Annotated in this window: 22 protein-coding genes; 7 read left to right on the top strand and 15 right to left on the bottom strand. The window is 52.0% G+C overall.

Features of this window, described 5'->3' with window-relative positions; all coding sequences use genetic code 11:
* Positions 1-266: 266 nt before the first annotated feature.
* Complete coding sequence (locus BLR00_RS14230) at positions 267-536, bottom strand: hypothetical protein (protein ID WP_074633807.1); 270 nt, start codon at positions 534-536, stop codon at positions 267-269.
* Positions 533-1,048, bottom strand: a complete 516-nt coding sequence (locus BLR00_RS14225) for a hypothetical protein (RefSeq protein WP_107797593.1) — start codon at positions 1,046-1,048, stop codon at positions 533-535. Before BLR00_RS14225 ends, BLR00_RS14230 begins: the two co-directional genes overlap by 4 nt.
* Before the next feature lie 574 nt (positions 1,049-1,622).
* Between BLR00_RS14225 and BLR00_RS14220 the strand changes: the two genes are divergently transcribed.
* Complete coding sequence (locus BLR00_RS14220) at positions 1,623-1,910, top strand: CU044_2847 family protein (protein WP_074633805.1); 288 nt, start codon at positions 1,623-1,625, stop codon at positions 1,908-1,910.
* A 97-nt stretch (positions 1,911-2,007) separates the two neighbouring features.
* Positions 2,008-3,156, top strand: coding sequence for a S8/S53 family peptidase (locus tag BLR00_RS14215; protein ID WP_143007659.1), 1,149 nt, complete (start codon positions 2,008-2,010; stop codon positions 3,154-3,156).
* 315 nt (positions 3,157-3,471) lie between these two features.
* Here BLR00_RS14215 and BLR00_RS14210 read toward each other — a convergent pair whose 3' ends face one another.
* From BLR00_RS14210 to BLR00_RS14200, 3 genes are all read right to left on the bottom strand, one after another.
* Positions 3,472-4,545: an ABC transporter ATP-binding protein gene (locus BLR00_RS14210; protein WP_074633803.1), complete on the bottom strand. Its 1,074-nt coding sequence runs from the start codon at positions 4,543-4,545 to the stop codon at positions 3,472-3,474.
* Between the two features lie 12 nt (positions 4,546-4,557).
* The gene (locus tag BLR00_RS14205) at positions 4,558-6,126 is read right to left on the bottom strand and encodes an ABC transporter permease (RefSeq protein WP_074633802.1); all 1,569 of its coding nucleotides are present in this window, start codon (positions 6,124-6,126) and stop codon (positions 4,558-4,560) included.
* Positions 6,127-6,253: 127 nt separating this feature from the next.
* On the bottom strand, positions 6,254-7,267 hold the full coding sequence (locus tag BLR00_RS14200) for a Fe(3+) ABC transporter substrate-binding protein (RefSeq protein ID WP_074633801.1): 1,014 nt from the start codon (positions 7,265-7,267) through the stop codon (positions 6,254-6,256).
* A 94-nt stretch (positions 7,268-7,361) separates the two neighbouring features.
* Between BLR00_RS14200 and BLR00_RS14195 the strand changes: the two genes are divergently transcribed.
* Both BLR00_RS14195 and BLR00_RS14190 read left to right on the top strand, forming a co-directional pair.
* A complete protein-coding gene (locus BLR00_RS14195) occupies positions 7,362-7,655 on the top strand; it encodes a hypothetical protein (protein ID WP_074633800.1) in 294 nt (97 codons plus the stop codon).
* Between the two features lie 199 nt (positions 7,656-7,854).
* Positions 7,855-8,175 carry a heavy metal-binding domain-containing protein gene (locus BLR00_RS14190; protein WP_074633799.1) on the top strand — a complete coding sequence of 107 codons (321 nt, stop codon included), beginning with the start codon at positions 7,855-7,857 and terminating at the stop codon, positions 8,173-8,175.
* 75 nt (positions 8,176-8,250) lie between these two features.
* Here the strand turns inward: BLR00_RS14190 and BLR00_RS14185 are convergent, their stop codons facing one another.
* A complete protein-coding gene (locus tag BLR00_RS14185; RefSeq protein WP_074633798.1) occupies positions 8,251-8,943 on the bottom strand; it encodes an SDR family oxidoreductase in 693 nt (230 codons plus the stop codon).
* Between the two features lie 201 nt (positions 8,944-9,144).
* Here BLR00_RS14185 and BLR00_RS14180 point away from each other — a divergent pair, with 201 nt between their 5' ends.
* Entirely contained in the window at positions 9,145-9,960 is an 816-nt protein-coding gene (locus BLR00_RS14180; protein WP_074633797.1) for an SDR family NAD(P)-dependent oxidoreductase, read from the top strand.
* Positions 9,961-10,044: 84 nt separating this feature from the next.
* Here BLR00_RS14180 and BLR00_RS14175 read toward each other — a convergent pair whose 3' ends face one another.
* The 9 genes from BLR00_RS14175 to BLR00_RS14135 form a co-directional block, all read right to left on the bottom strand.
* The gene (locus BLR00_RS14175) at positions 10,045-11,103 is read right to left on the bottom strand and encodes an AI-2E family transporter (protein ID WP_074633796.1); all 1,059 of its coding nucleotides are present in this window, start codon (positions 11,101-11,103) and stop codon (positions 10,045-10,047) included.
* Between the two features lie 1,186 nt (positions 11,104-12,289).
* Positions 12,290-12,700 carry a GlcG/HbpS family heme-binding protein gene (locus tag BLR00_RS14170; RefSeq protein WP_074634331.1) on the bottom strand — a complete coding sequence of 137 codons (411 nt, stop codon included), beginning with the start codon at positions 12,698-12,700 and terminating at the stop codon, positions 12,290-12,292.
* A gap of 113 nt (positions 12,701-12,813) precedes the next feature.
* Entirely contained in the window at positions 12,814-14,847 is a 2,034-nt protein-coding gene (locus BLR00_RS14165; RefSeq protein WP_074633795.1) for a sodium-translocating pyrophosphatase, read from the bottom strand.
* A 146-nt stretch (positions 14,848-14,993) separates the two neighbouring features.
* Positions 14,994-16,253 carry a 6-phosphofructokinase gene (locus tag BLR00_RS14160; protein ID WP_074633794.1) on the bottom strand — a complete coding sequence of 420 codons (1,260 nt, stop codon included), beginning with the start codon at positions 16,251-16,253 and terminating at the stop codon, positions 14,994-14,996.
* Between the two features lie 197 nt (positions 16,254-16,450).
* On the bottom strand, positions 16,451-17,104 hold the full coding sequence (gene adk, locus BLR00_RS14155) for an adenylate kinase (protein ID WP_074633793.1): 654 nt from the start codon (positions 17,102-17,104) through the stop codon (positions 16,451-16,453).
* Between the two features lie 228 nt (positions 17,105-17,332).
* Positions 17,333-20,110, bottom strand: coding sequence for a valine--tRNA ligase (locus tag BLR00_RS14150; protein ID WP_074633792.1), 2,778 nt, complete (start codon positions 20,108-20,110; stop codon positions 17,333-17,335).
* Between the two features lie 149 nt (positions 20,111-20,259).
* Complete coding sequence (locus BLR00_RS14145; RefSeq protein ID WP_074633791.1) at positions 20,260-20,625, bottom strand: hypothetical protein; 366 nt, start codon at positions 20,623-20,625, stop codon at positions 20,260-20,262.
* Between the two features lie 44 nt (positions 20,626-20,669).
* Positions 20,670-21,092 (bottom strand): DNA polymerase III subunit chi, encoded by a 423-nt coding sequence (locus tag BLR00_RS14140; protein WP_074633790.1) that lies wholly within the window; start codon positions 21,090-21,092, stop codon positions 20,670-20,672.
* Between the two features lie 7 nt (positions 21,093-21,099).
* Positions 21,100-22,599 (bottom strand): leucyl aminopeptidase, encoded by a 1,500-nt coding sequence (locus BLR00_RS14135; protein ID WP_074633789.1) that lies wholly within the window; start codon positions 22,597-22,599, stop codon positions 21,100-21,102.
* Between the two features lie 210 nt (positions 22,600-22,809).
* Here BLR00_RS14135 and BLR00_RS14130 point away from each other — a divergent pair, with 210 nt between their 5' ends.
* Together BLR00_RS14130 and xerD are read left to right on the top strand one after the other, a co-directional pair.
* Positions 22,810-23,313 carry a methylated-DNA--[protein]-cysteine S-methyltransferase gene (locus BLR00_RS14130; protein ID WP_074633788.1) on the top strand — a complete coding sequence of 168 codons (504 nt, stop codon included), beginning with the start codon at positions 22,810-22,812 and terminating at the stop codon, positions 23,311-23,313.
* Positions 23,300-24,211 carry a site-specific tyrosine recombinase XerD gene (xerD, locus tag BLR00_RS14125; RefSeq protein WP_074633787.1) on the top strand — a complete coding sequence of 304 codons (912 nt, stop codon included), beginning with the start codon at positions 23,300-23,302 and terminating at the stop codon, positions 24,209-24,211. The genes BLR00_RS14130 and xerD overlap by 14 nt, the downstream gene beginning before the upstream one ends.
* Positions 24,212-24,439 lie beyond the last annotated feature (228 nt).

Genomic DNA, 24,439 nt, shown 5'->3' with positions numbered 1-24,439 from the left:
ACTCTACTATCTCATGAAGCTAATGAAGGGGGCAGGTCAATACCTCTAAAGCGGTAATAGTGTGATAGCAATCCAATAGCCCGGGGATATATCACCCCACTTGTGATTCCTCCCTTCATTACAAGATCGCAGAAGCGATCATCAGGCGGTTCCGGAAGTTCGTTCATCAACATATCCTCTAAAGAGGGTAATGCTTTTGGATAATCTACTCTATCTGGATAACCCCAAGGGTAAGTCAGGTTGGAGTCTACTATACACATTACACATCAATACACTCCCTTGGCTTCTCCTTTCTCGATACTCTCGATTTCTTCTTTAAGTTTTTCTTTCTCTATGTGCAATTTATTCTCTTCTCTCTTAATGGCATCGAGTTTGTCTTTTAATACTTCTTTGTCTTCTCTGGAGGCTGCAGCACCGCTATTGTCTTCCTGCCTGGCTGGGCAACCAGGACCAGGACAATTTTTCCAATACTCTTTATGCGTATCGGCTTGTGCAAGCTGAAAGAGGGAAAACAGCAATATACCGAAATGCATCATTTTCTGATCTCCTTATGCAGCTGGCGAAGAATATCGATTTGCCATCTCCTCCATTCATTAATGTCTGGAAGTTTCTCAATAGTCAAATCCGATTGCTTGCTATCCCAATCTCTAAATTTAATAACCAAATTCGACGTATCTTTACCATAATAAAGATACGCGGAGTCAAGCGATGCGAATAGCTTGACTCGTGCAATAGCACGCTCTGACACGGTTTTCTTGAAATATTCTTTCTCTTCTGCGCTTGGCTCCTTGTTCTTTGCATCAAATTCTTTACGTAATCGGATTAATCTAGACCAGTTCTCTACATACCGAGAAAACTCAATTGCTACACTGTCAGCAGTTGCTACTTGTTTTTCTAGAAAGAATTTGTTTGCTGCCAGATCCGAGTTGTAAGACGACGTTAAAACCCCAGCTATGAGACCAAGCATTGCAGTCATTACTGGTGAAACCCAAAGCTGTATCGTCGAAGATAAATTGGGCTTAATTTTCAAAGTTGATTGATGGTCCACACGCGCTTCCTTTTTTGATTACTAATCGAAGTATCAAAAGCTCATAAGTTTAAAATAGTAAAGAACTGCCAATAAATCCAGACTGGGGCCGATTCTTTTTTGTGGATCTTTGCAGCTGAGTCAGAAAAGAAATCTGGAAAAACTACGTACAATTTCTATCAACACCGAAAATAGCAAAGTGACTGTTACGCGAGATTTGGTATTCTATAAAATACGTTATCGATATTGCGCGAGCAAAATCTCAGTAAAATTCTTTCTATCATTTACCCTTGAACCTATTTTATCAAAGGTAAATTGAGGGCTTTGAGGCATGCTGTTAAAGCCGCTATTTATTTAGGGCTCTCTAAAAATAGGTCTGCGATTTTTTGCAGGACATCGAAATTATAAAAATCGATTAATGTTAGGTTGCATTGTTCATATTTTGAACTATCGTAAATGATAGGTGCCTTGCAAAGTATCTGGGGGTGCTGTTTCGATTCTATGTGTAATTTGGAATTGCTTGCGCGGGTGACGCTACAACGCGTCAGCAAACGAGTTCAAGTTTCTGATCCATATTCTATTGAGAGGTGATCGCATGGCGGAACAACATTCTCTGGAAATCGCCTTTATGCAGGAGGCAGGTTTTGCAAGTGCAGGTGAGTTAGTTGGCGAGCAAGCCAAAGAGGCTCTTGATTCGCTTGGTACTCTTCTACGTGATGCCATTGCACCTCTTCGTCAAAAGCTCGCAGATTCAGCTACCTCGGCAGACGAGATAGAGTTGACGCTTGGTGTAGGGTTAAAGGCAGAAGGTAAATGGATCATTGCTTCGATGGAAGGTACCTCAACCATTACAGTCAAGCTCGTCTGGAAGAAGCCCACATAAGATGTGCAACTTTGTTCCCGGTCAAGCAATTGCAATCGGTCCGATATCGGGGCTCAGAGAAATCGGCAGGGATCTGCCGGGTCGGCTCGGACCAGTTATGCCTTTGATAAACGAAGAAGAGGGGAATGATCGTAATACTGAGTTGTCGCGATTGGGAACAGTGGTACTTAAGACAGATCCGGGGTTGGAGTTATACGCGGTCAGTCGCTTAAGCGCGCGATTGTCCGCTCTGATCGAAAAGAACGAGGCTGCTGTCGACGTAAACCATATTCTTCCATTGGCAGCAGTTGAACCACTTTCTGACACCTCCCTCCGCTTCAGCCCCCACGCCGAGCGTGAAGCATCGATTGTTCGCCAACTACTTCGATCAGCCCTGCCGCCGCCAGACTCACGCCCAGGCCCTTTAAGAATCGCAGTTCTGGACAGTGGCCTTATTCGGGACTTCTCGGCACATCGTGAGCTTCGATACTTTGACTACTCGATCAATGGTCAACTGAGGCGTGATGCGGAACCAGCTGATCCAAGTGGCCACGGGACACGCGTTGTTTCGATTTTCGACCAAATCCTGCCCCCGCACGTTGAACTCAGCGTTGGCCGACTGCCGTCAGATTCATTAACTGCCTTAACCATCGCACGAGCATTGGGTGACATTATCGCCCGGGAGATGCCAGACGTTGTAAATCTTAGTGTTTCTCTGCGGAACGACTGGTTTTTTTGTTCGCGCTGTAAGCAGCGAGTTCTTGCTCCTACGTTTCTAACGAGCATTCTCCCTCTTGTCATGCGTCTGGGAGGGAAGAACGCGGTCCGTACGCTTACAGTTATGGCCGCCGGAAACTCTGGTCAAATTCCAAACTCTCGTTGGTTGACAGAAGACCTCGATACTCTTCTATTTGCAATCGCTGAAAATCGCCATCATGAGAGAGCCCGTTATTCAAGTGCTCCTGATGGACCGCTCGGAGACTTGTATTCCGCGAGTGCATTTGGGGGAGATGACCCGGAGGATCCAGACGCCCAAGGCGTTTTCATAGACGGAGCACATGGAACTTCCTTTGCTGCGCCCTTTGTGTCTGCGGTAGCGCTTCTCACGAAACATTTCGACATACCTATGACTCATGGGATACCAACACAAATAGGATATCTTACGCGTAAGGTCATTGAAAATGCGCGAGAAGGTCGCTTCGCCCAATATCGTGCTAAAGAAAAACCTGCTAACACGGATTATTCGGATCCCCTATCCTCTAAATAATAATCCGCTCTACCTCATCAAGGGAGACTTGGTCGTAACACTGGTCATAGAGGCAACGTAACTTTTATTATTGATAAAATACGTTATCAATAATAGAGGAGAGTATGCAAAACCGGGGGGAGATGAACTTGCCGAGGAAATGACGAAGGTCAGACGAAATTGGCCGATGTGTCAAGCTCTATCGGAAAACACCTGTTTCTGTTACTTCATCCGCTGATCATATCACCGGCTCCATGTACCTCCCCCGGTTTTGCATGCTCCCCGGAATCAGCGAAGAATAGGCATTTTGCAGGTTGGAATATCGGGGTTGCGGGATTACGACACAGATTGGCTGAATGCAACCACATGATCCGCTTCCAGTCTGATGCCGATTTTCTCACCTATGGCATGATTGTGGTGGCTGGGTACCAGCGATAGCGCGGTGCTGCCGCCGGGGAGGCGCAGCGTGTACAAGATATCGGCGCCGCGGAAAGCCTTATGTACGACTGCCGCTTGAATAGGGCTGGTATCATCGTGCACGATGTCATCCGGACGTATCAGCACATCGACGGGATGGCCCTTATCGCATAGCTGGCAATCCGGCTTACAGTCATGCTGGACTTGTCCTGTCAAAACCCCCAGTTCGATTTCTACATGGTGCGGGTCAAGTATCTTGCCGGAAAGAAATACGCCTTGTCCGATAAAATTTGCGACGAAACGGTTGGCGGGCCTGTGATAAAGGTTATAGGCCGTGTCCCATTGCTGGATTTCACCACGGTGCATGACACCGATTTCATCCGCAATGGCAAAAGCTTCGTCCTGATCATGGGTCACTAACATGGCCGTGGCGTTCTGGCTCTTGAGAATCTCGCGTACTTCCAGGCTCAAACGCTCGCGCAGCGTGACATCAAGATTGGAGAAGGGCTCATCCAGCAACAACAAGTCGGGCCGAGGGGCCAGCGCGCGCGCCAATGCCACGCGTTGCTGCTGTCCACCGGAAAGTTCGTGGGGATATTTTGCTGCGGTATCGGCGAGTCCTACGGTTTGCAGCAATTCCGCGACGCGCGAGTCGCGCTCGGTTTTCTGCATGCGGTGCAGGCCAAAACCGATATTGGCGGCGACGGTCAGATGAGGAAATAGTGCGTAATCCTGAAATACCATACCGATATGCCGCCGTTCCGGCGGCGTACAAAAATTGGCATTGCTTACCGCTACACTGTTGACCAGGATTTCTCCAGCCGAGATGGGTTCAAATCCCGCAATGCAGCGTAACACGGTCGTTTTGCCGCATCCGCTTGGCCCCAGCAGGCAACCGATTTGCCCTTTTCTCAACGTAAGCGATAAATCGTTTACGACGACCTGCTTGCCGTAGGCATGCCGGATATTCCTGAGTTCGAGCAGTGCATTCATGGCAGCGGTAATTTATTTTTCTGTTTGCCGCACGAGCAATATGATGGGAAGCAGGCCCGCCAGCACGAGCGCCACCGCGGGTAGCGCTGCCTGCTCCCATGCCCCTTCCGAAGTCATTTCGAAAATTCTCACCGCCAGCGTGTCCCATCCGAAGGGCCGGGTCATCAAGGTAATCGGCATCTCTTTCATCACATCCACGAATACCAGGGTGGCAGCAGTAAATATTCCACCTTTCAGTATCGGTAAATGTACGCGCCGCAGCATCGCCCATCCGTTCAGGCCAAGCCCCATCGCGGCCTCATCGATGCTGCCGGTTATGCGTTGCATGGCGCTGTCTATCGGACTATGACTGACCGCAAGAAAACGCGTGATATAAGCAATCAGCATGGTGAAGAGGGTGCCCTGGATCAGTAGTCCGGTTTCTATATTAAAGAATTGCATGGCCAATTCGCTCAGCCAGTTATCCAGCCAGGCGACCGGGACGAAGATTCCTACCGCCAGTACGGCGCCAGGCAGGGCGTAGCCAATCGTGGCGATGCGCACCGCGGCATGAGTAGCCGGATCAGGGTGGCGGCGCGCCGCATATACCATGAGTAGCGCAACGGAACAGGTAAGCAGGGCAGCGAGAGAGGACAGCAGCAGTGAATGCCCGAGAAATTCCAGGTAGCGCTGATCGAAGTCCTGAGTGAAAACACTTGCCGCCCAAATGCCCAGTTGCGTAACCGGCAGCAGGAATGCAAAAAACAATGTGCCCGAAGCGAAAGCCGCAAGCAACCATGCGCGCCAGCCGGTGAGCGGAATACGGTTAACCCGCGCACTTTGTCTGGTTTCCGCATAGCGCATACGCGAGCGAAACCGTTGTTCCACGATTATCATTGCAAAAACGATCACGATCAGTAACGAGGCGAGCTGGGAGGCAGCCGGCAGGGAAAACATCCCGAACCAGGCTTTATAGATGGCGGTGGTGAAGGTATCGTAATTGAAAACCGCTACCGTGCCAAAGTCCGCCAGGGTTTCCATCAGTGCCAGCATCGCGCCTCCCGCAATCCACGGCCGCGCCATGGGTAGCGCTACCTTGAGAAACCCCTGCGTGCGATTAAGGCCCAACGATTGGGCAGCCTCCAGTGATCGCCTGCCCTGAGTGAGAAAGGCGTTACGCGCCAGCAAATAAACATAGGGATAAAATGCAAGAGTCATGACGGTAATGACACCCATCCTGCCGCGCACATTTGGAAACCAGGGAAGTTCCGATCCCAGCCAGGCGCGTAGCGCGGTTTGCACCGGACCCGTATAGTCGAACAGTCCCAACGCGACGAATGCGGTCACGTATGCGGGAATGGCAAGCGGCAGTAATAGCGCCCAGGAAAAGAACTTTCGCCCCGGAAATTCACACACTGCGGTAAACCACGCCAGACTGACTCCCAACAGTACGGTGCCGGATGCTACACCCAGAACAAGCCAGAACGTATTGACCAACAGACTGGTCAGTGTCGTTTCAACCAGATGCTGCCAGATATCGCTGGCAGGCGCAAAAAATGATGATATGACGGTGCCGACAGGGATCAGCACGAGCACAGCCATCAGAAAGGGAATTAAGCGCCAGCCTGATGAGGTGCGATAAGTAGAGCTTAAAAATCCGGAAAACCCGTATCTCGTGGTAGTATTGTTTACCGTAGAGTTCAGCGTACTACCTTTCACCCCTTATGCCTTATCGATAACCGGACCGGTCCATCAATTTTACCGCCTCCGCTTGCAATTCACCGGCTTTGGTCAGATTTACCGGATTTTGTTTGAAGCTGCCCCAGGCTGCAACAGCAGGGTCGGTTTTTACCTTTGGATTAACAGGGTATTCCATATTGATATCGGCGAACAGATTTTGTGCTTTCTCCGATGACAGGAATTCAAGCAACTTGATCGCCGCGGGTGCGTGACGGGCATATTGGGTAACGCCCGCTCCCGAGATGTTCACATGAACCCCGCTGCCCGCCTGATTAGGCCAGAAAATCGCCAGGGGCAATGCGGGATTCTTTTCCATCAGGCGGCCATAATAATACGTGTTGGCCAGGGTAACATCGCATTTCCCGGCGGCGACGAATTCCATCGCCTTGGTATCATCGGACAGGGGGTCGGTGGCTAAATTGGCGACCCAGCCCTTTACGATTTGCTCGGTCTTTGCCTCGCCTGATTCAGCGATCATCATTGCCACCAGCGACTGGTTGTATACTTTCTTGGAGGTGCGTAGACATAAACGCCCTTTCCACTGGGGTTCGGCCAGCGCTTCGTAGGTGGAAAGATCGGCAGGTTTTACTTTTTGTGTATTGTAAATAATGGTACGGGCACGCACCGACAGACCAAACCATTGTTTCTGGGGATCTCGCAGATTGGCGGGAATGTTGGCTTCAAGCGTTTCTGACTCTATGGGTTTCAATAGTCCTTCCCGTGCAGCCTCCCACAAGTTACCCGCATCCGTGGTGATCAGCATGTCGGCAGGGGTATTCTTTCCTTCCGCTTTCAGACGCGCGAGCAATGCGCCTTCCTTATCGGTAATGAATTTCACGTCGATACCGGTTTCTTTGGTAAAAGCATCGAACATTGGCTTGATGAGCTGCTCGATCCGTGCAGAATACACAACGACTTGCTCCGCGTGGGATACACTGGCGCCAAACAGGGTGACACAGCAAAACATTGCGGTAAGATAGCGATTAATGCAGGATCTCGACATTTTTTATTTACTCCGGATATAAGCAGCAGGATAGGTCATAATCGATCTATTATAAATGATAATAATTATCAGTGAAGCGATGCATTAATATACCATGGATAAACCACAGCCAGTCTCCTCTCATCACCGTCTGCAAGAGCTTCTTGCGATACCTGAGCGACAACGAACGGAAGCCCAATGGGATGAGATTAACGAACTTGAAATTACTCTGACTCCCGTCAATCGCGCTGTATCCTCGGAGCGGGGTATCCGGCGCACGGCTGTCGTACCCGCCGATCCACTTAAATCCCGCAACGGCACGCAGAGTAAAAGGCCGCTGAAGAAGCTTCGCAAGAGACCGCCCAAGGGAGGAGGGCCAGGAGGAGGGTCGGGAGGAGGAGCACCATAGCGGACACGCCGCTTAAACGCCGGCAAACCCTTGTCAATCGCCAGGAGATTTTCATTCCTGGTCGAGATGTGGGCTCGCACGATCGGCCATGTGGCTGACAATGGCAATGAGAAAGGGGTTATATCGAACAACAGATGTCCTCAGTATCTCTTTCTTATGCTGATGAATCACTTTTCTTAAAATATTATTGGGGGAAAACATGCAACTCACAACGACTCCGAACATAGAAGGGAAACGTGTCACCAAGTATTGTGGTGTCATAGCCGGCGAAGCAATCCTCGGGGCCAATCTGTTCAAGGATCTCTTTGCGGGAATCCGGGACCTGGTGGGAGGACGTTCCGGCACCTATGAGAAGGAACTGCAGCGCGCCCGTGAAATCGCGCTTGAAGAACTGCAGCAGCGCGCTCAGGATCTTGGCGCAAATGCGGTGATAGGCATCGATCTCGATTACGAGATAATGGGTAAGGAAAACGGTATGCTGATGGTTTCCGCCAGCGGAACCGCGGTAATCGTTGAGTAAGATTGCTCAACCTGATTGCCGCAGGACGGTCGCTTCCGCTTCCATTTGGAGTTGCCGGCATTGAAGCGGGCTAGGCTACCAAGGAATCATTTTGCCATCATAAGCAATGAATTTTCCTGAGTCAGCCAGGGTAAGGTGATCTATGACATTACGCATGCCGGATACGCTTTGTGCCGTGGAGATCAACGCGTTCGGGCCACCCATATCGGTCTTTACCCATCCGGGATGCAATACCACCGCAGTGATACCGGCTGTTTTCAGGTCGATAGCCAGACTCTTCACCACCATATTTACCGCCGCCTTGCTTGAGCGGTATATATAACTGCCGCCGCTGCTGTTGTCCGCGATACTGCCCATTTTACTGCTGATGGTTACGATACTCTTTTGACTGCCGCGGGCGATTTGCGGGGAAAACATCTGGGCCATTTTTAGTGGTGCTATCGTATTAATGAGAAATGAATGCATCCACGCTTCCTGATCGATATTGTCGTCTTTATGACAGGATGTATAGATACCGGCATTATTAAGGAGCAGGTCGATGGATTCGTTAGTGAGTGATTGTGCCAATTGCTCAATCTGTGCATGATCCCCGACATCAAGCGCATGCACCGTGATTTGCTGAGGAAATTCAGCCGCTAATGTATTGAGTGCATCGGATTTTTGTGGATGACGGGTGCAAGCGAAAACACGCCAGCCATCCGCGGCATATTGTCTGGAAAATTCCAGCCCAATCCCACGATTGGCGCCTGTAATCAACGCGGCTTTCATATTTCTCTCCTTATGCCCATGCCCATAGTCCAATCTTTGAGCTGATTGAGGGATAGTGTATTGCCTAATGCTATAGGGTAGCATTGGAGGACAAATATCTCGGAATGAGAAGGCAATTGCCCACGGGGAATTATGGTGTAACCGAATATTCGCCTATTATGTATAAAAAGTTAACCTAATAACAATAACGGGAGTGAAAACATGACCCAGCGAGTTGCACTGGTTACCGGTGCGTCCAGCGGTATCGGCAGAGCTACGGCGGTGCTTCTTGCCGAGAACGGCTATTACGTGTTTGCGGCGGCACGGCGCATGGACAGGCTGGAACAGATACGTTCCGATCACATTGAACCCGTCGGGCTGGATGTTGCCGATGAAGACGCCATTCACAGGGCAGTAAACCACATCATATTGACCAAGGGGCGGGTGGATGTGCTGGTGAATAATGCAGCTTATGGTCAGTTGGGTGCCATCGAATGTGTTTCGATGGAAGCAGCCCATCGACAGTTCGAGGTGAATGTTTTCGGCTACGCGAGATTCATGCAGGCGGTCCTGCCGCATATGCGGGCGCAAAAGTCAGGGCGCATCGTCAATATCACTTCGATCCTGGGCAAGATGTCGACGCCGGGTTTTGGCTGGTATGCGGCTTCCAAATATGCCATAGAAGCGTTAACCGACGCCGTGCGGGGTGAAGTGATGGAATTCGGGATTGACGTCGTGCTCATTGCTCCAGGTTTGATCAAGACAGAGTTTGTTCCCAAGCAACTGGAACTACTCAAAACTGTCGCACATCCGCCTGCTTATCAGAAAATTATCACAGGTCTTCATCACCTTATGGCTGGAGAACCCAAGGCACCGGGTCCGGCGATTATTGCCCAGGCGGTACTCAATGCAGTTACGAGCCCGAATCCTCCGGTACGACATGCGTTGCCACTCGATTCCAAGATGGCTGCGGCAGCAAGATGGCTGTTGGGCGCTCGTCTCTTTGCCTGGGCAATCCGGCGGGAGATGAAATTCTAAATCATCCTGAGTCCGGCAGTTAAGGAGCATTCCTCGATCACCACGCCAGGTTGAAGAGTGCGCGGTCAGAGGCCGGATTCCGGATCAATCTTTAGACGCTTCTCTGTTTGAAGAAAAGAGATCCCACCCGGAAATGAACAGCGCCGCAATTACCGGGCCGATGACGAAACCGTTCAGACCAAAAACAACCATGCCCCCGAGTGTCGAGATAAGGACCACATAATCGGGTAACTGGGTATCCTTTCCGACGAGTATAGGTCGGAGAACGTTATCGACCATTCCGATCACCAGTACGCCAAAGGCGATGAGGGTTATGCCCTGCCAAAGGGCGCCGGTGAGCAGAAAATAGATCGCCACCGGCGCCCAGATCAGTCCGGCGCCAACGGCTGGCACCAAAGATAAGAAGGCCATTACGAAACCCCAAAGCAGTGCTCCCTGTATACCGAGAAACGAGAACATTACACCGCCTAAAGTACCTTGTACCGCGGCCACAGCGATATTGCCTTTTACCGTGGCACGAACAACAGTAGTGAATTTGCTGAATAGATGCCGCTTGTATTCCATGCTTAGCGGAATTGCTTGCTTTATTTTTGTGGACAGAATGGTACCGTCCCTCAGCAGGAAAAATAGCAGATACAGCATGATGCCGAAACTAATGATGAAGTGAAATGTATTCTGACCCATATTGAGCGCTTCCGTCGCGATGAGCTGGCTTCCCTGCAACGCGCCGTTTGACAGCATGTCCTTCAATTCGGAGATATTTGTGAGTCCCATACTATCCAGAAAATTGACCATCCATGATGGCAATGCACCCATGATTTGCTGAAAATATGCGCCGAAGTTCAGCTCTCCCGACTTGATGCGTTGATAAATATCTAGCACCTCCTGCAGTAGCGAAGCTGCAATCAGCGTAAATGGAAGAATCACCATAATCAGACAGAGCAACAGGGTAGTGAGCGCGGCAAGATTTTGTCGCTGGTTCAAGATAACCAGCAACCAGCGATAAAACGGCGTAAATATTATGGCGAGAACGGACCCCCAAAATACCGCACCGTAAAAGGGCAGTAATATCCACCCGAACGCCAGGGAAACGGCGATCAACATGAGCAGGAAGGTTTTTTGCTGAAGCTCAGGGGAATTCATTTATTCTGGATCAGGGAGCTATAGCGAATTCACCTAGGGATGAAAAAGTAAGATTATGTAAAAGTCTTTGTTGATCATGGTATTAAACTGAAAAATAAGCGATCAGTTACGGGATCAACAGATCCAGGTCATAAAGGGAAGACGCATTCGTTGAGTTTATAGCGCAATCCTACCTTAACGCAGCCACAAGCAGGGTAGCGGGATGAAAAAACGAGACTGCGCATGCGCCGGCAGGGTTTCTGTAGCGCGGTTCAAAGTTTATCCTAGAGAGTTCATGCAGATTGCAGCGGCGCACTATCGATTTTGGTCAGACCGGTGGATCGGTATCGGTACAAATAATTGCAACAGTCACCACTCACGCCATATGAAAGGCGGTAAGCATTATCCCAGCTAGCGTTAATCCTTGCCTATTTGCCAAGGCACGATAGAGTCTGTCTAAACGATAAAGATTTTTCCAAAAATGAGAACAATGCAACGTAAAAATTTCGGCATACCAGTGTTTGTCCAAGCCCCAAAGGCATACAGAGTCGCTACATTACGATGAACCATCTATTTAGAATTCCGAAGAGCGATATCAGGCCGAGAACCAGCACTATAAGGGTTACCAACGTTTTATCTGTTTTCATCACCGTTTCTCCTTCTTAAATTGACACATTTAATGAGTACATTCAAGTTAGAAGCATAACCATAATATCAGCATGGTTAAGTGCGGTGCAAATATTTACTGATGGATATTTTTTTTATTTTGGTCTTTTTCGTGAACAATCGCAGCGGCCACACTACCAACTAACTACCACCTCCGGAAAGTAGGTGGGTTAGCGTAACTTGGATACAGACGACCAAAGTCGTCAAACCGCACCAAGCTAAACGCGCATTGAGTCAACACACTTGAAAAATGTCACCGTCTAAAGACGGTGGTTACGAGAGGGGTGGTTTATCAGTGGAAAGCTTAGGGTGATACCGCTTAGATACATGGGTACAAGGTGGCCGCCAAGCTTCGTTTTTATTATTTATTATCGTTGATGGTAGTTCAACCAAGCGTGTATGACATTGTTTCGCAAGATGAGCACTGGAAGAACATAGAGGCCCAGGATGTTCCTCGCGGCTTCCGTTCTGATTGAGGAGATACAAACATAACGAGACCGCAGGACCGCAGAACAGGAATCCTGCAACTCTTCGGCATATCTCAACTGGATTTCAACAGCGCATCCAGCCCCGCTTGTGCAATTTGTGCATCCTGATTCGATCTTACACCGCTGACACCTACAGCGCCAATGAACTGACCATTTACCGTGATGGGTAAACCCCCTTCGATCGGCAGGGTGCCAGGTAAACCGAGATAACGCACGCGTCCTTCGGCGACATGCTCCTCCCAGACCTTGGTGGGACGGCGAAAGGCAATGGCGGCACGAGCTTTCTGTATTGCCACTTCGATGCTGCCGAACTGAGCATGGTCGAGACGCGAGAGATGAAGGAGGTGACCGCCGTCATCAACGATAGCAATCACCACCGGCCAGTCATTGTGCCGGGCTTCTGCTTCCGCAGCAGCAGCGATTTTTTTGGCGTCATCAAGGGTAAGGGTAATTCTAGTATCCATAAAGGCGGCCTGATAGCTGAGAAATAGACGGGAATTGCGGTGACCACTTGCAGTGGCAGCCAAAAACAAAGCACGCCGGAGTTATCGGGCGTGCTTTGCGAAAATAATACGCGTTATATCAGCGGCACAATCAGCAATGCAACGATGTTCATGATCTTGATGAGCGGGTTGATCGCGGGGCCGGCAGTGTCTTTGTAGGGATCGCCAACGGTGTCGCCGGTCACGGCAGCCTTGTGCGCCTCCGAGCCCTTGCCGCCAAAGTGGCCATCCTCAATATATTTCTTCGCATTATCCCAGGCTCCACCACCCGCGGTCATGGAAATTGCCACGAAAATACCGGTGATGATGGCGCCAATCAGTACCCCGCCCAAGGCCACGGGGCCCAGCATGAGGCCAACAATCAGGGGCACCGCTACGGGCAGCAACGAGGGCACAATCATTTCCTTGATCGCCGCCTTGGTTACCATATCCACTGCTCTGGAGTAATCCGGTTTGGCGGTACCTTCCATGATACCGGGGATTTCCTTGAATTGGCGTCGCACTTCCACCACCACTGAACCGGCCGCGCGACCGACCGCTTCCATCGCCATGGCGCCGAACAGGTAGGGAACCATGCCGCCCAGGAATAAGCCGATGATTACCATATGATCGGATAAATCGAATTTTATCGAGCCACCACCTGCCGTCAGTGCGTGGGTGTAATCGGCAAACAGCACCAGCGCAGCCAGACCGGCGGAGCCGATGGCGTAGCCTTTGGTCACTGCCTTGGTAGTGTTACCCACCGCGTCCAGTGGATCGGTAATATCGCGCACCTCTGACGGCAAGCCGGCCATTTCCGCGATACCGCCAGCATTGTCGGTAATCGGGCCGTAAGCATCAAGCGCCACGATGATCCCCGCCATCGAAAGCATCGAAGTCGCGGCAATGGCGATGCCATATAGCCCCCCCAGTTCGAAAGCGCACCAGATCGAAAGACAAACAACCAGTACCGGAGCAGCGGTAGACTTCATGGAGACGCCCAGGCCGGCGATGACATTGGTGCCGTGGCCGGTGCTGGAGGCTTCTGCGATATGCTGGACTGGAGCGTATTCGGTGGAGGTATAGTATTCCGTGATCCACACCATGGCCGCAGTCAGCGCCAGACCTACCAGCCCGGCAAGGTACAAGTTCAGCGAGGTAACCAGCTTGCCCTCAATCATTACGCCATCACCCAGCATGATGGTAGTGATGGGATAATAGGATACTGCTGCCAGCCCGCCGGCTACCGCCAGGCCGCGGTAAAGCGCGTTCATGATCTTTCCGCCTTCACGTGCTTTGACGAAGTAGCAGCCGATGATGGAGGCGATGATGGAAACTCCACCTAAGACCAGCGGGTAGAGCGCCGCATTTGGACCGGCGTCGGTGATGAGCAGGCCGCCCAGCAGCATGGTGGCGATAATCGTCACGGCATAGGTTTCAAACAGATCAGCGGCCATGCCGGCGCAGTCGCCGACGTTGTCTCCCACATTGTCGGCAATGACCGCCGGGTTGCGTGGATCATCTTCCGGAATACCGGCTTCAACCTTGCCCACCAGGTCGGCGCCGACGTCGGCACCCTTGGTGAATATGCCGCCCCCAAGACGGGCAAAAATGGAAATCAGCGAACTGCCGAAGGCAACGCCCACCAGCGCATGGGTCGCTTCCGACTGGGTAGCGCCCATGCCGGTCAGGACGGCAAAATAACCAGCCACACCTAACAGGCCCAGACCCACCACCAGCATACCGGTTATCGCGCCACCTTTGAAAGCTACATCCAGCGCGGCATTGAGGCCCTGTGTGGCGGCTTGTGCAGTACGCACATTGGCACGTACCGAGACGTTCATGCCGATATAGCCGGTTAACCCCGAGAGAAATGCGCCGAGAGCGAAGCCGACGGCGGTTTGCCAGCCCAGGGCCATAAAAATGGCCACCAGCAGAATAACACCGACGATGCCGATAGTGGTGTACTGGCGATTCAGGTATGCGGAAGCTCCTTGTTGAATCGCGGCGGCAATATCGCGCATGCGCTCATTGCCGGTGGGTAGACCCACAATCCATTTTATCGAAACCACTCCATACACAAGTGCCGCCATCGCGCAACCGATTGCGATGATTAAACCATTAGCCATTAAAATCTCCAGTTAAAGTCAGACCAGCTGAAAACACATACGAAATTTCGATCTTATAATTCCGCATTAAGTGCCTATGCATAAATCTCGATAACAGCGCACGGGTAGCCCTTTCCCGCGACGATCCTGTCAGGTTTTAAGACGTTTCAGATAGTGAAATCACTCAGTTTTTTTGCGACTGCCACATTCTTCAGGCGCACGTAGTTGGGCAAGCCATCCTTGTAAGGCGGGTAGTCTTCTCCCTTGATAAGGGGTGCAAGATACTCCCGGCATTTGTCAGTGATGCCAAAACCATCCTTGCTGATAAAATTCTTGGGCATCATTTTTTCCACGTTGGCGACCTTGCTGAGCTGAGCCATGCCGACTTTCCATCGGTAGGGTTTGCTGGAGAGACGTTCAATCGTGGGCATCACCGAGTTATGGCCTTTGATAGCAAATTCGACAGCCGCCTTGCCCATCGCGTAAGCCTGCTCCACATCGGTTTTCGACGCGATATGGCGAGCGGCGCGTTGCAGGTAGTCGGCCACACCCCAATGATATTTGAGCCCCAGACCTTCCCTGACAATGTTTGCCACGACAGGTGCGACGCCGCCTAGTTGAGCGTGACCGAAAGCATCGCGCACTCCCTGGTCGGAGAGAAAATTGCCATCCTCTCCTTTCACGCCTTCCGATACCACCACCGAGCAGTAGCCGAATTTCTTGACATAACCATCCACCTTGGCGAGAAATTTCGATCGATCGAACGCGATCTCGGGAAACAGAATAACAACAGGAATCTCACAATCCTTGCTGGATGCCATGCCGCCCGCTGCCGCAATCCATCCAGCATGACGTCCCATCACTTCCAGCACGAATACCTTGGTTGATGTTTTTGACATACTGGCGACATCGAAGCTCGCTTCCAGCGTGGATACGGCGATGTATTTTGCCACCGAGCCGAAACCAGGGCAGCAGTCCGTAATGGGAAGATCGTTATCCACCGTTTTTGGAACATGAATCGCCTGGATGGGATAGCCAAGCGTGTCGGCCAACTGTGATACCTTGAGACAGGTATCGGCGGAATCACCGCCACCGTTATAAAAGAAATAACCGATGTTATGTGCCTTGAATACTTCGATCAGGCGTTCGTATTCGCGCCGATTCTGTTCAAGGCTCTTTAATTTGTAACGGCAGGAGCCAAATGCACCTGATGGAGTGTGACGCAGAGCCCTGATTGCCGCGATGGAGTCTTTGCCGGTATCGATCAGATCTTCGGTTAGCGCGCCAATAATGCCGTTACGGCCCGCATAAATTTTACCTATTTTACCTTTTTGCTGGCGCGCGGTCTCGATGACGCCGGCGGCGGATGCGTTGATGACGGCGGTCACCCCGCCTGACTGCGCATAAAAAGCGTTTTTTGCTGCCATGTTTCTCTCCTGATTGTTTAAATCTCTTGCGGCTTACGCCTATAAAACGGCGCACACTTCTCCGTGGCGCTAAAGGTCCGGCAGCGCCATAATGCGTTGGCAAGGTGTAAAGTCTTCTGCCGACGCAGCATTGCTCCGTTCGCGAATTTAAAAGGCGGGCATCAACAATCCCCGTCCGCCAGGAATCGTGACTGACGTTATTTCAGAGATGCGAAAATGGCATCGCGGATACTTTCAACCGATCCGACTCCGGCTATTTTCACATACCTGGGAGCGCCTGCTCCACCGTTGGCTGACCATCTCGAATAGTATTCTACCAACGGTTTAGTCTGGGCGTGATAGATTTCGAGCCGTTTTCGCACGGTCTCTTCCTTGTCATCGTCACGCTGTATCAGCGGCTCACCCGTCACATCATCCTTGTTGTCCGTTTTGGGGGGATTAAATATCATATGATAAATGCGACCCGAGGCCGGGTGCAGGCGGCGCCCCGACAAACGCCTGATGATCTCGTCGTCGGCAACGTCGATTTCAATGACGTAGTTGATCGGGACGCCAGCGGCTTTCATTGAATCCGCCTGGGGAATAGTACGAGGGAATCCGTCAAACAGAAACCCATTTTTGCAATCCGGCTGCGCGATGCGCTCTTTAACCAGATTGATTATGATGTCATCGGAGACAAGTCCGCCCGCATCCATGATTTTTTTTGCCATGAGACCCAGCATGGTCCCTGCCTTGACTGCGGCGCGCAACATATCGCCGGTCGAAATCTGCGGAATGCCGAAACGTTCCTTAATGTAATTGGCCTGCGTGCCTTTTCCCGCGCCGGGACCGCCTAATAGGACGATTATGATCGTTCCCCCTTTTCAGATAAAATTCTCCCTGGTATGACGGGGAGAATGAGAGGTATCTATTTATTGGTTCTGGTGATTATAGCGCAGCAAAGGTGAAAGCTTGAAGTTTTTACTATGATTTACAGCAAGAGCAAGCGGGTGGTAAGGGCTAAAATGTCAGCGGCTGCCACAACTTAAGCAGGCTGATGCCTATGCGCCACTGGAGCACCGGTGATTAATAGCAATGTTTCAGTCCAATTTCCGCAACTGGTCCTTAAGTTTCTCCAATGTCGCACTAAAATTAGCAAGCCGTTCTTTTTCCTGCTCCACCACCTTGGCCGGGGCGCGCTCGACGAAGCTGGCATTTGCAAGCTTGATTTGTGCTTTGTTGGCTTCACCTTCAATACGAGTCATTTCCTTGGCCAGGCGCTCGCGCTCAGTGGCGATATCCACCTCGATTTTGAGCATTAGCCTGAATTCTCCGACGATTGCCACGGGGGCCTCGGCCTGCGGCAGCCCATCCCGCATGATTTCCACACCCGAGAGTTTAGCCAGTGCCACCAGGTAGGGAGAAGAAGCAGACAGTGTCTGAGGGTCTCCCGCAGCCAATAGCGGGACCTTCAATGCCGGGGATAAATTCATTTCGCCGCGCAAAGTGCGACAGGCATTGATCATCTCTTTGAGGGCGCGAATGCGCTCGATGGCGTCTTCGCTGATGTGCGCAGGATTGATCTTGGGGTAGGATTGCAGCATGATGCTCACACCTTGTTTGCCGGCGAGCGGCGCGACTTTCTGCCACAACTCCTCTGTAATGAATGGAATGATGGGATGGGCCAGTCGCAGTGCGGTTTCCAGTACTCGTGTCAGGGTGCGGCGGGTTGCGCGTTGTACCGGGTCGCCGCCGCTGTTTAATTGTACCTTGGCAAATTCCAGGTACCAATCACAATACTCGTCCCAGACAAATTCGTAGATTTCGCGTGCCGCAATATCAAAGCGGTAGTCATGAAAAGCCTGCTCCACCGCACTTTCCGCCTGTTGCAAGCGGCTGATGATCCACCTGTCGGCGTCGGAGTATTCCAATGGCGGTTCACTGAACAAGCCCGTATCTTTGCCCTCGCAATTCATCAATACGTAACGCGTGGCATTCCAAAGTTTATTACAGAAATTCCGGTAGCCTTCGCAGCGTTGCATATCGAATTTGATGTCGCGGCCATGGGAGGCGAGACTGGCAAAAGTAAAACGTAGTGCATCAGTGCCAAATGCGGGAATGCCGTCCGGGAAATGCTTGCGTGTGACTCTTTCGATAGATTCGGCCTGCCTCGGATTCATCAGTCCGGTAGTGCGCTTCGAGATCAGAGCCGGCAACGTAATGCCGTCGATAAGATCCAGCGGGTCCAGCACATTGCCCTTGGATTTGCTCATCTTGTGGCCTTCGGCATCGCGGATCAGCCCGGTTACATAGACTTCCTTGAAGGGCACCTTGCCGGTGAAGTGCAGAGACATCATGACCATGCGCGCCACCCAGAAGAAGATGATGTCAAAACCGGTGATAAGCACCGAGGTCGGCAAGAAAGTTCTGAGTTCCGGCGTTTTTTCAGGCCAGCCCAGTGTGGAGAAGGGCCATAGCGCGGACGAGAACCAGGTGTCGAGAACATCCTCATCCTGCGTGAGTTTGCGTTCGCCAGCCTGCTGTTGCGCTTCCTCCGGACCGTGTGCGACAAAGATGTTGCCATCCTCATCGTACCAGGCGGGAATCCGGTGTCCCCACCACAATTGTCGTGAAATACACCAGTCCTGGATATTTTCGAGCCATTGGTTGTAAACATGGCTCCAATTTTCCGGCGTGAATTTAACATCGCCACTTGCCACCACTTCCAACCCGCGTTTTGCCAACCCTTCCATCGCCACATACCATTGATCAGTGAGCATCGGCTCAATGACCGTGTGAGTGCGGTCGCCACGCGGTACCGTGAGTTTGTGCGGTTTGGTTTCAACCAGAAGTCCCTGTTCCTCCAGAGCGGCGATAATTTTCTTGCGCGCGTCGAAACGGTCCAGCCCTTGATACTCAGCAGGCGCAGAATCGTTGATCTTTCCATCCAGCGTGAGAATATTGAGCGGTATAAGTTTGTGCCGCTGTCCCACCTGGTAGTCATTGAAATCGTGCGCCGGGGTGATTTTTACGCAACCCGTGCCAAACTCGGGGTCGACATAGGCATCCGCGATCACGGGGATACTTCGCTCGCATAGGGGCAAACGTACGTGGCAGCCGACGAGGTGCCGGTAGCGCGGATCATCCGGATGCACGGCGACCGCCATATCGCCCAGCATGGTTTCGGGACGGGTAGTGGCGATAATCAGTCCTTCCGCTTTTCGCTTATCCAGACCCGGATTCGTATTTTCGAGCGGATAGAGAATATGCCAGAGAGATCCATCTTCTTCCGTCGATACAACCTCCAGGTCGGAAACGGCGGTTTGCAACACCGGGTCCCAGTTTACCAGCCGCTTGCCGCGATAGATCAGTCCCTCATGATAAAGCCGCACGAAAACCTCGGTGACGGCGCGGGACAACACCGGGTCCATGGTGAAGCGTTCACGCGACCAGTCGCAGGAAGTCCCCAGTCGCCGCATCTGGCGGGTAATGGTGGAACCGGATTCTTCTTTCCACTGCCATACGCGCTTGAGAAATTCTTCACGTCCCAAGTCACGGCGGCTGATATTTTGCTGGTCAAGTTGACGTTCCACCACAATCTGGGTGGCAATACCGGCATGATCCGTTCCCGGCTGCCATAACGTGTCGTCCCCGCACATGCGGTGACAACGTGTCAGCGCGTCCATCAGGGTATGCTGGAAAGCGTGCCCCATATGCAACGTACCGGTTACGTTGGGCGGTGGCAACATGATGCAGTAGGCGGGGGCCGCTTCAGCGGGTGTGCCGATGGGCATGGGCTTGAAATAACCAGCGGACTCCCAACGAGAATACCAGCGGCTTTCGATGGATCGGGGTTCGAAGCTTTTTTCGAGTTCCATGGATATCAGGCCCGACGAGGCAGGAAAATCAGCGATTATAGGAGATTGGACGCGGAGGCCGGTAGTATGGCGGTTCGCTGAAAGACGGTTGTCTATATCAAACTGAGAATTAATGGTTGTTGAAGATTGAATTGAGGCAACAGGACTTATCAAAGACCAAATAAACGGCATTCCAGAGCATGAACCAATGCGTTTCGCGCTCCGGCATCCAGATCGGCTCCCGCATCCTTGAGGGCTGAATCCAGAATCTGTCTCAATAGAGACGTGATATCAGACTGAGGCGACAACATTGCCGGAGTCAAAAATACCGTTTCTGTGAGTGTCGGAATGTTATCAACAGCCGTCAGTGAGGTCTCCTCTGGCATTCCGAGAGTCAGACCCGAAGACGTCGCATTATTATCCGCTTCATTCGAAGCTGAAGGCGGCTTGCCCTGGTGCTTGCGCAGCAATGCATCGAGCTTCTCCAAGATCTCATTATAATCAGTTTCCGGCGAGGTTTCGCTATTGTTTGTCATGGGGATCCCGGTGATTCACGAAGGCATGGGAATGGAGGGTGGGGTCATACCATGCCAAGCTTGTGATGACGGATTTCATACCCCCGGTCCTTATAAAAGCGGTAGCGTTTTCGTGCGGCCTGCGTATCTTCCGGCGTGGTTCCGGTGATTTCGATCAAGCGCTGGAAACGGCTGAAAAAAGGCGGGTATTCAATATCCAGATTGAGTAGTACATCATCGTGTAGCAGTTCGCCGTAGTGGTGGCCAAGTACGACCGGAGTTACACTGGCCAGCTTGTTACCCGTGCGGCAGTGCGGGATAAAATCGACCGGGGAGAAGGTCCACAACAGTTTGTCGAACCGTTCGACTATTGCCGCATCAAGGCTATAAACCATCAGTTTGAGATCTTGCCGCACCGCCTTGGCGACGAGACGGTAGGCAGTATGCAGCTTATCGCCCCCGCCAGAATAAAAGTCGATTTCGGTCATGGCGATGTTACCGGCCCTTCTTTACCGTCCGGCCAATTAAAAATTGAGTCAACAGCGGCACCGGCCGGCCTGTTGCGCCTTTTTCCTTACCGGATTTCCAAGCGGTCCCGGCAATGTCCAGATGTGCCCATCGATATTTCCTGGTGAAACGCGACAGGAAGCAAGCGGCGGTGATGGTTCCGCCGGCACGCCCGCCTATATTGGCAATATCGGCGAAATTGCTTTTTAGTTGCTCCTGGTAATCGTCCCATAGGGGCAGACGCCAGGCGGGATCCGCCGCCTGCCCGGAGGCGCGCAGCAATTCCTCCGCCAGTTCTTCATCATTACTGAGCAGACCCGATGCCACATGTCCGAGCGCGATGACACAGGCGCCGGTAAGCGTGGCGATATCTATTACCGTTTCCGGCTCATAACGTTCGGCATAAGTCAGCGCATCACACAGGATCAATCGTCCTTCGGCGTCGGTGTTGAGAATTTCTATGGTTTGTCCGGACATGCTGGTCACGACATCGCCAGGTTTGGTGGCATTGCCGCCCGGCATGTTCTCGGTGGTGGGAATAATGCCGATTACGTTGAGCGGCAGCCGCATTTGTGCGATCGCGGTAATAGTGCCAAGCACACTGGCCGCGCCGCACATATCGTACTTCATTTCATCCATTTCCGCCGCGGGCTTTAAGGAAATGCCGCCGGTATCAAAAGTAACACCCTTGCCCACTAGCACGATGGGCCTTTCTTTTTTCGCCTGACCCCAGTATTCCAGCGCGATCAGCTTGGCGGGTTGACGGCTGCCGCGCGCGACAGCCAGCAACGATCCCATGCCGAGCTTTTCCATGTCTTTCTGACCCAGGATGGTAACCTTGAGCTTATGGGTCTTGGCGATACCTGTGGCTTGCTCGGCCAGATAAGTAGGAGTACAGATGTTGGGTGCCAGATTACCGAGATTCTTGGCCAGGTTCATGCCATCGGCGATGGCGAGTCCCTGTTGCAGGGCTTCTTCGCTGGCGGCAAGTTCCGCCCGGCTGGTTGTGCCCAGGGTGATTTTGCGCAGATGGGGTTTGGCTCCCTCGATTTTGCTCTTGAGACGATCGAAGCGATAGATGCTTTCCATCGCCACAATCACGGCCTGTGAAACCTTCCAGGCAGCGCCACGTTCTTTCATCGGTACGTCAGTCAAAAACAGGGTGGCATCGGTGGCGCCCGTCTCATGCAGCGCCTTGAAGGCGGCGCGTACGGCGTCGCGGTACGCCTTGTCGTTAATTTCTTGTTCCTTGCCAAGCCCTACCAGCAATACACGCTCGCACAGCGTGCCGGGCACGTTGTGCAGCACCAGCGTCGAACCCGCGTTGCCTTTCATATCGCCGCTGCGTAATATGCCGCCGATATACCCACCGGCGATCTTATCCATGGCTTCCGCGGCCTCAGTCAGTTTACCCGGCTCGAATACGCCTACGGCCACGCAGGCACCGCGCTGTTTCTCCGGGGTTCCGCTTTTTATGCTAAATTTCACTGCTTGCTCCTTTAATGGTTCTTGCCGACAGTAGTCAATATAGCGAATTATCGCCGGTCTGCCTGGATAAAGTCAAAATAGACGGAATAACTAACTATCAATAATCCCATTTAAATATACGGGCAACAGAGAAGCAGGCATGCATGGTTGATGGCCGGAACATAATAGTTTAGTGTGTGGATAGGGGATTGGCGATAAAACAACGCTGTCATGAACAAACCGAAGACTAATCTGAGAGCAAAATCAGTGGAGGATTATCAGGCAAAACTCGCCACGCCATTTGCTGTTCTGGGTATCCGCATAGAGGAAGACTGGCTGACCGATATCGAATATCTGCCGCTGGATACGCCGCTACTCGCGCCGCAAACCTCTCTAGCCAAGGAAGTTTGCAATCAATTGCAGGCGTATCTGGCCGATTCGGGTTTCATATTTGATTTGTCGCTTCACATTGGAGGTACCATTCACCAGCGCCGGGTATGGAGTGCCATTCAGGACATTCCCAGCGGCGCGACCCGCAGTTATGCCGATATCGCTACGCAATTGCACTCCGCGCCGCGTGCCGTGGGGCAGGCGTGTGGCGCCAATCGTCTCCCCATCGTTATTCCATGTCATCGCGTTATTGCCAAAGGCGGCGGGTTGGGCGGCTTCATGAATGCAAGCGACGGCATCCCGCTCACCATTAAGCGCTGGCTATTGCAGCATGAGCGCGTCTGAGCTCAACGCAGGGTTACTGGATGAATTCTCTGACACCTTATGGCTGGAAGATGGGCTGTCACGCAATACGCTGGAGAGTTATCGCAGCGATCTGCGGCAATTTAGCGAATGGCTCGGGAAAAGAAAGTGGAATGACCATGCACTGACAGCCGCGACCCATGCCGATCTGTTGGAGTTTCTTGCCTACAAGGTTTCGGTCAGGGTCAAGGCCAGCACCACCAGCCGCGAGCTGTCGAGCTTGAAGCGATTTTACCGTTTTTTGCTACGTCAGGGGAAGATTCAGGCTGATCCCAGCCTCAATATTGACACGCCGAAACTCCCCCGCAGTCTGCCAGCAAGTCTGACCGAAGCAGACGTGGAAGCGCTGCTGAACGCGCCCGATGTGGAGCGGCCATTGGGGTTGCGTGATCGCGCCATGCTTGAGGTGTTGTACGCCAGCGGGCTACGGGTATCCGAGCTGGTCAGCCTTGACATTGCACAAATCAGTCTGAACATGGGTGTCGTGCGCGTAATGGGTAAGGGTGGAAAGGAGCGGCTGACACCTTTGGGTGAAGAAGCGCTGGAATGGGTAATCCGATACACCAAGGAAGCGCGGTCCGTATTATTGGGTGGAAAAGCCAGCAATACGCTGTTTGTGACAGTCCGAGGATCAGCCATGACACGCCAGGCTTTCTGGCATCTGATCAAGCGCCATGCGCGCTTCGCGGGTATCAACAACACTTTGTCACCCCACACATTACGCCACGCTTTCGCTACCCATCTGCTCAATCACGGTGCCGATTTGCGTGTCGTGCAACTATTGCTGGGCCATGCCGATATTTCCACCACGCAAATTTACACCCACGTGGCGCGCGAGCGGCTGAAGCAGATCCATGCCCTGCATCACCCACGGGGATGACGGCGCTTGATTCGCGTAGCTGCTTCATTCCTGAGAACGATTTGCGTCCTGTTTTTTTCTCTTAACCCGGATATTCCATAAATTCGCGTGATGATTGCGCAGGATTTTGTTTTGTAGGGAGATTTTGCGAAAGAGTGGCGTAGTTATTCATACGCCCGACTGAACAAAATTTCCATACGAAACAAAAGACCAGCAAGGACGCGCGTCAATTTATGAGATATCCGGGTT

Source organism: Nitrosospira multiformis, assembly GCF_900103165.1.
GTDB classification, from domain to species: Bacteria; Pseudomonadota; Gammaproteobacteria; order Burkholderiales; family Nitrosomonadaceae; genus Nitrosospira; species Nitrosospira multiformis_D.
This window is presented reverse-complemented; position numbering and strand designations above follow the sequence as displayed.